A 15508-nucleotide genomic window follows, 5' to 3' on the forward strand; every position below is an offset into this window, starting at 1 on the left:
ATGGCTGTCGATGGTCAAATTCCGAAGCTAGGCTACCAGAATGGGGCGGACGATCAGTTCGACTTCATCAGCGACCAGAATCCTGCTGCGGCGGATGCGGTGACGATCCCGCAGCCGGCGCCGGGGGAAGCGGTGACGGTCACCGTTCTGCCGGGGCAGGCGCTGCGCGTCGAATTCGACGTCGAGGGGACCACGGTCAACGGCGACGGATCTCAGATCACGCTTCAGCTCACCGATGGCAGCACCGTGGTCCTGCAGTCGCCGGAACCGGGGGCGTTCACGGCCGACCCTCCGCTGCTGCTGACGCCGGAAGGCGCTTTCGATCAGGCCCTTGCTCTCTATGGTTATGACGGGTTCGGCAGCCAGACCCCGAATACCGAGGGCCAGGCCGACCCCGACAGCATCTTTCAGTTCGGTTCCGACAGCGATGCGCAGCTGACCGGCAATGCAATCACCATCGAAAAGCCGGGCGCCGGTGACAGCCTCGTCTATGAGATCGGCCCGGGCCAACCGCTTCAGCTCACCTTCGACCTCGACATTGTCGAAGACATTCTGCAGACGGATGACGATATCATCCTGACCTTCGCGGACGGCGCGCAGATCACGTTTTCGGCGATGGTCGATGCGGCCTTTTCCGATTCTCCGCCAATCCTGCTGATGCCGGATGGCGGCCTGATGTCCGCCGAGGAACTGCTGGACCTGGGCTCCGACATCAACGCGCTGGCCGATGCTCTGCAGGGCATCGATTCCGCTGCGGGCAATGCGAATATCGGCCCGGTGACGAGCTATGGCGATGGCAGCGGAGAGGATTTCTCCGGCCTTTCATTGCGGCAGATTGTCGAGCAGCCGATTGCAGTTTCGCCGCCGCCCCCACCGCCGCCTCCCCCGCCGCCACCGCCCCCGCCCCCGCCTCCTCCTCCGCCTCCGCCCCCGCCGCCGCCGCCCCCGCCGCCGCCGCCGGCGGACCCGGATACCGTGCCGCTGGCATCTCCGGCCGATTTGGCTTTGGACGAGGATGATTTGGCCGCAGGAACGGATCCGGTGAAGGAGCCGACTGCGACCGCCTTGAATTTCAATGTCAATTTCGGCGCCGATGGTCCGTCAACGACCGTCAGCCCGCTGGCATTCAACAATGCGACGAAGACGGAACTCGCCAACCTCGGTTTCGAATCCCAGGGGCAGAGTCTGTCCTACGATATCTCGGCCGATGGACTTACATTGACGGCGTCCGCCGGTGGAAACACCGTGTTCACGGTGACGCTGTCACAGCAGTCGTTCAATCCGTCGACGAATATCGCTCAGTACAAGGCGGAGTTCGAACTGCTGGGTCCTGTCGATCATCCGACAGCGACGGCCCAGGATGTCATCGCTACCAAGACGGGCAATCTCGAGCATCTGATCGTCACCGTTACCGACGGCGACGGCTCGACCGCCAACGCCCGCTTCTCGGTCTCGATTACCGATGACGTGCCGGCGATCGATTCCACCGCGCTGGTCACCGGTACCGGTGTTTCCGGCATTGTCGATGAAGACGATCTGTCGCCGGAAGGGTCGGATCAGTCTCACTCCCTGTCGACGACCGGCAGCCTGAATTTCGGCGACGGCAAGCTTTATGACATCGATTACGGCGCGGATGGTGCTGGTGCCGGCGCGCCTACTTCCCTGACGGTTTCGGACCTGAATTTCAGCTTCGATACGTCGACCCTGCCGACCGGTCTGACCTCCAATGGCGACGCGATCACCTATTCTCAGACCAATGGTGTCCTGACGGCATCGGCCGGCGGCCGGACCGTGTTCGAGGTGTCGGTCGATTCGGTCAATGGTCAGTACACGCTGACGCTGCATGACAATATCGACCATGCCTCCGGCAATGGTCAGAACGAGACGGTTCTGACCTTCAAGCTCCAGGGCACGGTGAAATCCAGTGTCGCGGCGGATGCGGTCGACGGTGATGGCGACGCGGCCTTCGCCGCTGATGCTGTGGCCATGGTCCGTGACTTCAACGTCTCGATTGTGGACGACGTACCTGTTGCGGCGGATGACGACGGCGGCAGCACGAAGGCGGGCGGTGCGGATCTGACTGGGAACGTTCTGACGAACGATCTGTCCGGCGCGGATGTGGACGGTGCGCTGACGGTGACGGGCTTCACCTATACGCCGGTCGGTGGCGGTGCCGCGGTTGCGGGCAGCTTCGGCACGCCGGTCGATACGCAGTACGGCAAGCTGACGCTGAACCAGGACGGCAGCTATACGTTCGAGCCGAACGATGTTGTGGACTTCAACGGGGCCAATTCGGTCACGGAAGGGATCACCTACACGATCACGGATACCGATGGCGATACGGATACGGCGGTACTGGATCTGACGATCACCAAGGGCCCGTCGATCACGGTTTACCCGCCGCTGTCGGGCGATCCGAATCTGGGCACGGATGGTGCCTTCGTCGATGAAGACGACCTGACCCTGGCGCAGGGCGACAGCGATGTCGGGACCGACGGGACGGGTGCGTCCGAGGTATCGGGTTCGATCACGCTGGATGTCGGCAATGCGGGCTTCGGGTCGCTGACGATCGACGCGGCGCCGTCGCTGACGGCGATGGGGCTGACCTCGAACGGTCACGCGATCAGCTATTCGACGAACGGCACGACGGTAACGGCGACGGCGAATGGCGAGACGGTGTTTACCGCTACGCTGACCGGGGATCAGACGAACGGCTTCGGCTGGACCTTTGATCTGGTGGGCAATCTGGACCACCCGTCGGGTGCGGGCGAGAACGTCATCAACGATCTGGAATTCACGGTCACGTTGACGGATGGCGACGGGGAGACGGCGACCGGGTCGTTCACGGTCGACGTCATCGACGATGTCCCGGCGGTCACGAACAACCAGGCGGTTGTGGGCACGGCTGTTACCGGGTCCGTCGATGAAGACGATCTGGCGGACGGTACGGACGACACCAAGGAAAGCCTGTCGACGGGTGGCGATCTGGGGCTGGCCGGTGGCCGGGATCTGGTGACCATCGACTATGGCGCGGACGGTCCGGCTGCAGGGGCTCCTGCGGCTCTGGGCTATGGCGACATGGACTGGACTGTGACGGGCCCGACGGGTCTGACCAGCCAGGGCGACGCGGTGACCTACAGCTACGATGCGGGCACGGACACGCTGACGGCGGAAGCCGGTGGTCGCGAAGTGTTCACGGTCGAACTGAACGCCGACGGCAGCTACACCTTCACGCTGAAGGACTCGATCGATCATACCGATGCGAATAGTCAGAATGTCGAGGGTCTGAGCTTCGGCGTCTCGGGCGTGCCGAGCCAGGCGGCCATCGACGCGGTGAAGGACTTCGATCAGGACGCGGCGGACGCACTGTCGGGTCAGACGATCACTCAGAGCTTTGGCGTCGACGTCACTGACGATGTGCCGGAAGCGATGGCGAACCAGAGCGCGGTCGGTACGGCTGTCACCGGGTCCGTCGATGAAGACGATCTGGCCGATGGGACGGACGCGACGAAGGAAAGCCTGTCGACGGGTGGCGATCTGGGTCTGGCCGGTGGCCGGGATCTGGTGACCATCGACTATGGCGCGGACGGTCCGGCTGCGGGGGCTCCGGCCTCGCTGGGCTATGGCGACATGGACTGGACGGTGACGGGCCCGGCGGGTCTGACCAGCCAGGGCGATGCGGTGAGCTACAGCTACGATGCGGGCACGGACACGCTGACGGCGGAAGCCGGCGGGCGCGAAGTGTTCACGGTCGAACTGAACGCCGATGGGTCCTACACCTTCACGCTGAAGGACTCGATCGATCATACCGATGCGAATGGTCAGAACGTCGAGGGTCTGAGCTTCGGCGTCTCGGGTGTGCCGAGCCAGGCTGCCATTGACGCGGTGAAGGACTTCGATCAGGACGCGGCCGACGCGCTGTCGGGTCAGACGATCACGCAGAGCTTCGGCGTCGACGTCACCGACGACGTGCCGGAAGCGATGGCGAACCAGGGTGCGGTCGGTACGGCTGTCACCGGCTCCGTCGATGAAGACGATCTGGCCGATGGGACGGACGCGACGAAGGAAAGCCTGTCGACGGGTGGTGATCTGGGGCTGGCCGGTGGCCGGGATCTGGTAACCATCGACTATGGCGCGGACGGTCCGGCTGCGGGCGCGCCTGCGGCTCTGGGCTATGGCGACATGGACTGGACGGTGACGGGCCCGGCGGGCCTGACCAGCCAGGGCGACGCGGTGACCTACAGCTACGATGCGGGCACGGACACGCTGACGGCGGAAGCCGGCGGGCGCGAAGTGTTCACGGTCGAGCTGAACGCCGACGGCAGCTACACCTTCACGCTGAAGGACAGCATCGATCATACCGATGCGAATGGTCAGAACGTCGAGGGTCTGAGCTTCGGCGTCTCGGGCGTGCCGAGCCAGGCTGCCATCGACGCGGTGAAGGACTTCGATCAGGACGCGGCGGACGCGCTGTCGGGTCAGACGATCACGCAGAGCTTCGGCGTCGACGTCACCGACGACGTGCCGGTGGCCGTCGTGGATGTTTCCGGCGTTCAAGGGGCGGAGTCTGTCTCGGTCGATGAGGACGATCTGGCCGACGGCAGCGACGCTACTAAGGAAAGCCTGTCGGCGACGGGCAATCTGGGCTTCGGTTCCGGCGATCTGATTAACATCGATTACGGTGCGGACGGCCCGGCTGACGCGAATGCGCCGACAGCGCTGACGGCCGCCGATCTGACCTTCAGTTTCGACACGACGAATCTGCCGACCGGGCTGACCAGCAATGGCGATGCCATCACCTTCACGCAGTCCAATGGTGTTCTGACGGCCACGGCCGACGCCGGAGGCACGGACGAGCGGCCGGTCTTCACCGTGTCGATCAACGCGGCGACCGGCGAATACACCTTCACGCTGCAGGACAATATCGATCACCAGACTGCCAACGGTCAGAATGTCGAGGCCCTGACTTTCGACATCGTGGGCGTGCCAAGCGCGGCGGCCCTGGCCGGAAAGGATTTCGATCAGGATGCGATCGACGGGCTGGCCGGTGCGAAGCTGACGCAAAGTTTCGGTGTCTCGATTGTGGACGACGTACCTGTTGCGGCGGATGACGACGGCGGCAGCACGAAGGCGGGCGGTGCGGATCTGACTGGGAACGTTCTGACGAACGATCTGTCCGGCTCGGATGTGGACGGTGCGCTGACGGTGACGGGCTTCACCTATACGCCGGTCGGCGGCGGTGCCGCGGTTGCGGGCAGCTTCGGCACGCCGGTCGACACGCAGTACGGCAAGCTGACGCTGAACCAGGACGGCAGCTATACGTTCGAGCCGAACGATGTTGTGGACTTCAACGGGGCCAATTCGGTCACGGAAGGGATCACCTACACGATCACGGATACCGATGGCGATACGGATACGGCGGTACTGGATCTGACGATCACCAAGGGCCCGTCGATCACGGTTTACCCGCCGCCGTCGGGCGATCCGAATCTGGGCACGGATGGTGCCTTCGTCGATGAAGACGACCTGACCCTGGCGCAGGGCGACAGCGATGTCGGGACCGACGGGACGGGTGCGTCCGAGGTATCGGGTTCGATCACGCTGGATGTCGGCAATGCGGGCTTCGGGTCGCTGACGATCGACGCGGCGCCGTCGCTGACGGCGATGGGGCTGACCTCGAACGGTCACGCGATCAGCTATTCGACGAACGGCACGACGGTAACGGCGACGGCGAATGGCGAGACGGTGTTCACGGCGACGCTGACCGGGGATCAGACGAACGGCTTCGGCTGGACCTTCGATCTGGTTGGCAATCTGGACCACCCGTCGGGTGCGGGCGAGAACGTCATCAATGATCTGGAATTCACGGTCACGTTGACGGATGGCGACGGGGAGACGGCGACCGGGTCGTTCACGGTCGACGTCATCGACGATGTCCCGGCGGTCACGAACAACCAGGCGGTCGTGGGCACGGCTGTCACCGGGTCCGTTGATGAAGACGATCTGGCGGACGGTACGGACGCGACGAAGGAAAGCCTGTCGACGGGTGGTGATCTGGGTCTGGCCGGTGGCCGGGATCTGGTGACCATCGACTATGGCGCGGACGGTCCGGCTGCAGGGGCTCCTGCGGCTCTGGGCTATGGCGACATGGACTGGACTGTGACGGGCCCGACGGGTCTGACCAGCCAGGGCGACGCGGTGACCTACAGCTACGATGCGGGCACGGACACGCTGACGGCGGAAGCCGGCGGTCGTGAAGTGTTCACGGTCGAACTGAACGCCGATGGGTCCTACACCTTCACGCTGAAGGACTCGATCGATCATACCGATGCGAACGGTCAGAACGTCGAGGGTCTGAGCTTCGGCGTCTCGGGCGTGCCGAGCCAGGCGGCCATCGACGCGGTGAAGGACTTCGATCAGGACGCGGCCGACGCACTGTCGGGTCAGACGATCACGCAGAGCTTTGGCGTCGACGTCACCGACGACGTGCCGGAAGCGATGGCGAACCAGAGCGCGGTCGGTACGGCTGTCACCGGGTCCGTCGATGAAGACGATCTGGCCGATGGGACGGACGCGACGAAGGAAAGCCTGTCGACGGGTGGCGATCTGGGTCTGGCCGGTGGCCGGGATCTGGTGACCATCGACTATGGCGCGGACGGTCCGGCTGCGGGGGCTCCGGCCTCGCTGGGCTATGGCGACATGGACTGGACGGTGACGGGCCCGGCGGGTCTGACCAGCCAGGGCGATGCGGTGAGCTACAGCTACGATGCGGGCACGGACACGCTGACGGCGGAAGCCGGCGGTCGTGAAGTGTTCACGGTCGAACTGAACGCCGATGGGTCCTACACCTTCACGCTGAAGGACTCGATCGATCATACCGATGCGAACGGTCAGAACGTCGAGGGTCTGAGCTTCGGCGTCTCGGGCGTGCCGAGCCAGGCGGCCATCGACGCGGTGAAGGACTTCGATCAGGACGCGGCCGACGCACTGTCGGGTCAGACGATCACGCAGAGCTTTGGCGTCGACGTCACCGACGACGTGCCGGAAGCGATGGCGAACCAGTCTGCGGTCGGTACGGCCGTGACGGGTTCCGTCGATGAAGACGATCTGTCGGACGGTACGGACGGGACGAAGGAAAGCCTGTCGACGGGTGGTGATCTGGGGCTGGCCGGTGGCCGGGATCTGGTAACCATCGACTATGGCGCGGACGGTCCGGCTGCGGGCGCGCCTGCGGCTCTGGGCTATGGCGACATGGACTGGACGGTGACGGGCCCGGCGGGCCTGACCAGCCAGGGCGATGCGGTGAGCTACAGCTACGATGCGGGCACGGACACGCTGACGGCGGAAGCCGGCGGGCGCGAAGTGTTCACGGTCGAACTGAACGCCGACGGCAGCTACACCTTCACGCTGAAGGACAGCATCGATCATACCGATGCGAATGGTCAGAACGTCGAGGGTCTGAGCTTCGGCGTCTCGGGCGTGCCGAGCCAGGCTGCCATCGACGCGGTGAAGGACTTCGATCAGGACGCGGCGGACGCGCTGTCGGGTCAGACGATCACGCAGAGCTTCGGCGTCGACGTGACCGACGACGTGCCGGAAGCGATGGCGAACCAGGGTGCGGTCGGCACGGCTGTCACCGGATCCGTCGATGAGGACGATCTTGCGGACGGTACGGACGCGACGAAGGAAAGCCTGTCGACGGGTGGGGATCTGGGGCTGGCCGGTGGCCGGGATCTGGTGACCATCGACTATGGCGCGGACGGTCCGGCTGCGGGGGCTCCGGCCTCGCTGGGCTATGGCGACATGGACTGGACTGTGACGGGCCCGGCGGGCCTGACCAGCCAGGGCGACGCGGTGACCTACAGCTATGATGCGGGCACGGACACGCTGACGGCGGAAGCCGGCGGGCGCGAAGTGTTCACGGTCGAACTGAACGCCGACGGCAGCTACACCTTCACGCTGAAGGACAGCATCGATCATACCGATGCGAATGGTCAGAACGTCGAGGGTCTGAGCTTCGGCGTCTCGGGCGTGCCGAGCCAGGCTGCCATCGACGCGGTGAAGGACTTCGATCAGGACGCGGCAGACGCGCTGTCGGGTCAGACGATCACGCAGAGCTTCGGCGTCGACGTCACCGACGATGTGCCGGTGGCTACCGTTCATCAGAATGCGGTCGGCACCGCCGATACCGCGGGCGTGGACGAGGATGATCTGTCCGGCGGCAACGAGCTGATTTCCGGTGCGGACAGCCTGACGGTCGATGTCGCCGACGGGGATGGCAACGATCTCGTGAGTTCCGGTGATCTGGGGCTGGCGGGCCGCGATCTGGTCACCATCGATTATGGTGCGGACGGGCCGGCAAACGGCGCGCCGACCGCCCTGCAATACGATGATTTCGACTATGCGATCAGCGTCACCAGCCCGGCACAGCTGACCAGCCAGGGCGATGCGGTTTCCACCAGCCAGAACGGCAATGTCCTGACTGGTACGGCGGGCGGACGCGATGTCTTCACGGTCACGCTGAACGGGGACGGTTCCTTCACGTTCGAACTGCTCGACACGCTGGATCACGAGGCAGGTCAGGGGCAGAACAGCCTGAACCTGCAGTTCGGTCTGACCGGCACGGTGAAGGATTCCGTTCTCGACGCGATGGATTTTGACAAGGATGCGGTCGAAGGCCTCGACACCGCAACCATCACGCAGAGCTTCGGCGTCGATGTCACCGATGATATCCCGGTGGCCAAGAACGACCCGACGGTCTTCGCGATCGAAGGCGGATCCACGGTAGCCGGCAACGTGCTGGCCAATGACAGCTTCGGCGCGGACAGTGAGGGCGCCAGCCTGACCGCCTTCCGCTATACCAATGCGAACGGCGAATCCGCTACGGCACCGGCCGGCGATACCGTCACGACCCAATACGGTCAATTGACGGTCAATGCGGACGGGACGTGGAGCTACACGCCGAACGACGAATCGGATCATGCCCCGACCGGGGCGCCGTTGATGGATGGCTTTACCTACACGATCGTTGACGGCGACGGCGACACCGCCAGCGCCGAGCAGCCGATCAAGGTGCGGGACGATACCCCAACCATCACGATTAACCCGCCGCCTCCGGGCGATCCTAACCTGGGCACGGACGGTGCCTTCGTCGACGAAGATGACCTGACGCCGGCTCAGGGCGACGGCGAAACCGGCACAGATGGCAGCGGCAGCAGCGCGGTCTCGGGGACTCTGACCATCGATGGCGGCCAGGACGGCATCGCGTCTGTCGAATTGTCGGTTCCGCCCGAACTCACCGCCATGAATCTGTCTTCCGGCGGGGTCGGTCTGGTCTACTCGACCTCCCAGGATGGGCAGACGATCACCGCGACGGCCGGTGCCGGTGGGGCAACGGTCTTCACCGTGGCGCTGACCGGGAACGCGACGGACGGCTATGGCTGGACCTTCGACCTTCTGGACAATCTGGATCATCCGACGGCCACGGCCGAGGATGTGATCTCCGACATCCCGTTCACCGTGACGGTGACGGATGGCGATGGGTCTACCGCGTCCGGTACGATTGAGATCGACGTGATCGATGATGTCCCGGAAGCCCGCGATGATGGTGTCTATCGCGTGCAGCAGGCCGGTGGCACGACCAGCAATGTTGTCGAAGGCAACCTGCTGACCGATAACGACACGGTCGGCGCCGACAGCGAAGGCGCGGCCATCGTCGAGATTTCCTATACCGACGAGAATGGCGCGACGCAGACCGCCGCGGTCGATGCGACCAACGGTGTCACTGTCGATACCCAGCACGGGACTCTCACCGTCAACGCCGATGGCAGTTGGAGCTACACCGCCGACGGCGATGTGCAGAATGTCGGTGGTCAGGATGTCCGTGACGACTTCACCTATACGCTGCAGGACGGCGACGGTGATCAGGACACGGCCAATGTCGCGGTGGCGATCGGTGACGATGGGCCGAGCATCTACTTCCCGCCGCCGGGCGGTTCGGGCGAACCGACGGCGAAGGGCGGCGGCCTGGTTGACGAAGACGATCTGAACCAGCCGGGCGACCTGGTCGACGGGTCTGATCAGAGTGACCCGTCCCTGGTGACGCGTCCGGTTGCGGTGGACTTCGGCGAAGACGGGCCGGCGGCGACCGATCCGCTGGTGCTGCAGGATCCGAATGCGGCGGGCGACCCGACGGGTCTGATCGCCAAGGGTCTGACTTCCGGCGGAACGGCGCTGACCTACAGCCTGTCGGGCAACACGATCACCGCGACGGCGGGTGGCGACACGATCTTCACGATGTCGCTGAACGGCAATCCGACGGACGGTTTCACCTACACCTTTGATCTGGTTGGCAATCTGGACCACCCGGCGGGTGACGGCGAGAACCTGATCGAAGACATTCCGTTCGGTCTGATCGCGACCGATGGAGACGGCTCCACCACGACGGGCGTGATCGAAATCGATGTTCGCGACGATGTTCCGGACGCGAAAGACGATGGCGAATACCGTCTGGATCAGGCCGGGGACAGCACCGGCAACACTGTTACCGGCAACCTGCTGATCGACAATGACACGCAGGGTGCGGACGGCGCGACGATCACCCAGATTTCCTACACCGACGAGAGCGGCAACACGGCGACTGCCGTGGTCGATCCGGTCAACGGCGTCACCGTCGATACGCAATACGGAACGCTGACCGTCGGGGCGGGCGGCGCCTGGACATACACGGCCGACACCGACATCGTGAATGTCAGCGGTCAGGATGTCGAAGACGACTTTAACTACACGTTGACGGATGGGGACGGCGATTCCGATACGGCGACCGTTCACCTGGTGGTCGGCGACGATGGGCCGAGCATCTACTTCCCGCCGCCGGGCGGTTCGGGCGAACCGACGGCGAAGGGCGGCGGCCTGGTTGACGAAGACGATCTGAACCAGCCGGGCGACCTGGTCGACGGGTCTGATCAGAGTGACCCGTCCCTGGTGACGCGTCCGGTTGCGGTGGACTTCGGCGAAGACGGGCCGGCGGCGACCGATCCGCTGGTGCTGCAGGATCCGAATGCGGCGGGCGACCCGACGGGTCTGATCGCCAAGGGTCTGACTTCCGGCGGAACGGCGCTGACCTACAGCCTGTCGGGCAACACGATCACCGCGACGGCGGGTGGCGACACGATCTTCACGATGTCGCTGAACGGCAATCCGACGGACGGTTTCACCTACACCTTTGATCTGGTTGGCAATCTGGACCACCCGGCGGGCGACGGCGAGAACCTGATCGAGGACATTCCGTTCGGTCTGATCGCGACCGATGGAGACGGCTCCACCACGACGGGCGTGATCGAAATCGATGTTCGCGACGATGTTCCGGACGCGAAAGACGATGGCGAATACCGTCTGGATCAGGCCGGGGACAGCACCGGCAACACTGTTACCGGCAACCTGCTGATCGACAATGACACGCAGGGTGCGGACGGCGCGACGATCACCCAGATTTCCTACACCGACGAGAGCGGCAACACGGCGACTGCCGTGGTCGATCCGGTCAACGGCGTCACCGTCGACACACAGCACGGATCACTGACCGTCGGGGCGGACGGCGCGTGGACTTATACGGCCGATACGGATGTGGTGAATGTCGGCGGCCAGGATGTCGAAGACGACTTTAACTACACGTTGACGGATGGGGACGGCGATTCCGACACGGCAACCGTCAACATCGTGATCGGTGATGACGGACCCGGCATCTACTTCCCGCCGCCGGGCGGTTCGGGCGAGCCGACGGCGAAGGGCGGCGGCCTGGTCGACGAGGACGATCTGGCCAAGCCGACGGATTCCGTCGACGGCTCCGACCAGAGCGATCCGTCTGTGGTCACGCGTCCGGTTGCCGTCGATTTCGGCAATGACGGGCCGGCGGCCAGCGATGCCCTGCTGTTCGAGGATCCGAACACGGCGGGCGACCCGTCCGGCCTGATCGGCAAGGGGCTGACCTCCGGCGGACAGGCGCTCAGCTATACGCTGGATGCCTCGGGGACGACGATTACGGCGACCGCGGGCGGCGATACCGTCTTCACCATGTCGCTTTCCGGGAATCCGGTCGACGGATACAATTATTCCTTCGATCTGGTCGGTCAGCTCGACCACGCCACTGGTTTGGGCGAGAACTTGATCGAGGGTATTCCCTTCGCGCTGATTGCCACGGATGGCGACGGTTCGACGGCTCGCGGCATGATCGAGATCGACGTGCGCGACGATATGCCGGAAGCCAAGGACGACGGTAGCGTCAAGGCGGAAGAGGGCGGTGCCCCGATCAACGGCAACGTCCTGACGAATGACGTGGCCGGTGCCGACGGCATCACGCTGACAAGCTTCACCTATAACGACGTCAACGGCGACCCGCAGGTAGCCAATGCCGGCGACACGGTGTCGACCCAGTACGGGACATTGACGGTCAATTCGGACGGTTCCTGGACCTATCAGGCCAACCAGGACGTGCCGAACAACGTCGAAAACGACGTCATCGATCCGTTCACCTACACGATTATCGACGGTGACGGTGATACCGATACCGCGACCCAGCGGATCGAGATCGGCGAAGACGTCCCGACCATCACCTTCAAGGAGCCGGGCCAGCCCGACGCACCGACGGGCAACCGTTCGGTCGACGAGGACGATCTGGGGACCCAGCCGGGTGATGTCGACAGCGGCACCGACCAGACCGGCGTGTCTTCGGTCAGCCAGGACATCAATATCGACTTCGGCGATGACGGCGCGGCGGCGACCGATCCGGTGGTCCTGCAGATTCCGCAGGAACTGGTGGATATGGGCCTGACCTCCGACGGTCAGTCGATCTCCTACACCCTGTCCACCGACGGGATGACGATTTCGGCTTCCAACGGAACCGACACCGTCTTTACCATGACCCTGACCGGCAATCCGACGGACGGCTACAGCTATACCTTCGATCTGACCGGCAATCTCGACCACCCGACGGGTGCCGGCGAGAATGTCATCGAGGATCTGCCGTTCGATGTCGTCGTCACCGACGGCAACGGGTCTGAAGCGGTCGGTCGCATCAATATTGATGTGGTGGATGACGTTCCGGAAATGACGCAGGTTTCCGGCCCGATCGCCGCGCAGTCCGTGACGGTGGATGAAGATGACACAGCCGACGGTACCGACGGCAGCCAGTCGACCTCGGCTACGGGCGCACTGGGGCTCAGTGGCATTGCCTTCACGGCGGCGCTCGGTGCCGATGCTGACGGGGCACAGGCTTCCGGCAGTGGCGTGACCTACGATCCTGCGGATCTGACGATCACGGGCCCGGCGGGGCTGACCTCCAATGGCGAGGCCATCACCTACAGCCAGACCGGTAACGTTCTGACGGGGTCGGCCAATGGTGAGACAATCTTCACCGTCACCCTGAACGCCGATGACAGCTATACGTTTGATCTGCAGGGCAGCATCGATCACGCGGCGGGCAGCGGCGAGAACACCATCGCCCTGAACTTCGGGGTTACCGGCACGGTGACATCGAACCAGTCCGTGACCGATGGGGACGGCGATACGGTTTCGGCCGGTGAGGTCCAGATCAGCCATGGTTTCCAGGTGAATGTCGTCGACGATGTGCCGGAAGCGATGGCGAATCAGTCTGCGGTCGGGACGGCCGTGACGGGTTCCGTCGATGAGGACGATCTGGCGGACGGTACGGACGCGACGAAGGAAAGCCTGTCGACGGGTGGTGATCTGGGTCTGGCCGGTGGCCGGGATCTGGTGACCATCGACTATGGCGCGGACGGTCCGGCTGCAGGGGCTCCTGCGGCTCTGGGCTATGGCGACATGGACTGGACTGTGACGGGCCCGACGGGTCTGACCAGCCAGGGCGACGCGGTGACCTACAGCTACGATGCGGGCACGGACACGCTGACGGCGGAAGCCGGTGGTCGCGAAGTGTTCACGGTCGAACTGAACGCCGACGGCAGCTACACCTTCACGCTGAAGGACTCGATCGATCATACCGATGCGAATAGTCAGAATGTCGAGGGTCTGAGCTTCGGCGTCTCGGGCGTGCCGAGCCAGGCGGCCATCGACGCGGTGAAGGACTTCGATCAGGACGCGGCGGACGCACTGTCGGGTCAGACGATCACTCAGAGCTTTGGCGTCGACGTCACTGACGATGTGCCGGAAGCGATGGCGAACCAGAGCGCGGTCGGTACGGCTGTCACCGGGTCCGTCGATGAAGACGATCTGGCCGATGGGACGGACGCGACGAAGGAAAGCCTGTCGACGGGTGGCGATCTGGGTCTGGCCGGTGGCCGGGATCTGGTGACCATCGACTATGGCGCGGACGGTCCGGCTGCGGGGGCTCCGGCCTCGCTGGGCTATGGCGACATGGACTGGACGGTGACGGGCCCGGCGGGTCTGACCAGCCAGGGCGATGCGGTGAGCTACAGCTACGATGCGGGCACGGACACGCTGACGGCGGAAGCCGGCGGTCGTGAAGTGTTCACGGTCGAACTGAACGCCGATGGGTCCTACACCTTCACGCTGAAGGACTCGATCGATCATACCGATGCGAACGGTCAGAACGTCGAGGGTCTGAGCTTCGGCGTCTCGGGCGTGCCGAGCCAGGCGGCCATCGACGCGGTGAAGGACTTCGATCAGGACGCGGCCGACGCACTGTCGGGTCAGACGATCACGCAGAGCTTTGGCGTCGACGTCACCGACGACGTGCCGGAAGCGATGGCGAACCAGTCTGCGGTCGGTACGGCCGTGACGGGTTCCGTCGATGAAGACGATCTGTCGGACGGTACGGACGGGACGAAGGAAAGCCTGTCGACGGGTGGTGATCTGGGGCTGGCCGGTGGCCGGGATCTGGTAACCATCGACTATGGCGCGGACGGTCCGGCTGCGGGCGCGCCTGCGGCTCTGGGCTATGGCGACATGGACTGGACGGTGACGGGCCCGGCGGGCCTGACCAGCCAGGGCGATGCGGTGAGCTACAGCTACGATGCGGGCACGGACACGCTGACGGCGGAAGCCGGCGGGCGCGAAGTGTTCACGGTCGAACTGAACGCCGACGGCAGCTACACCTTCACGCTGAAGGACAGCATCGATCATACCGATGCGAATGGTCAGAACGTCGAGGGTCTGAGCTTCGGCGTCTCGGGCGTGCCGAGCCAGGCTGCCATCGACGCGGTGAAGGACTTCGATCAGGACGCGGCGGACGCGCTGTCGGGTCAGACGATCACGCAGAGCTTCGGCGTCGACGTGACGGACGATGTGCCGGTGGCTGTCGTGGATGTTTCCGGCGTTCAAGGGGCGGAGTCTGTCTCGGTCGATGAGGACGATCTGGCCGACGGCACCGACGATACGAAGGAAAGCCTGTCGGCCACGGGCAATCTGGGCTTCGGTTCCGGCGATCTGATCAGCGTCGATTACGGTGCGGACGGCCCGGCTGACGCGAATGCGCCGACCGGCCTGACTGCGGCGGATCTGGACTTCACCTTCG

The 15508-nt window shown here is 64.5% G+C and carries 1 protein-coding gene (only partly in view); it reads left to right on the forward strand.

Annotated elements, in window-relative coordinates; all coding sequences use genetic code 11:
• On the forward strand, positions 1-15508 hold the 5' portion of the coding sequence (locus R8L07_14160; protein ID MDW3206675.1) for a DUF5801 repeats-in-toxin domain-containing protein. The gene runs 18821 nt beyond the window's last position; the window shows 15508 of its 34329 coding nt (coding positions 1-15508); the start codon lies at positions 1-3; its stop codon lies beyond the right edge, outside the window.

It is taken from the genome of Alphaproteobacteria bacterium (assembly GCA_033344895.1).
Lineage (GTDB): Bacteria > Pseudomonadota > Alphaproteobacteria > UBA8366 > Aestuariispiraceae > Pacificispira.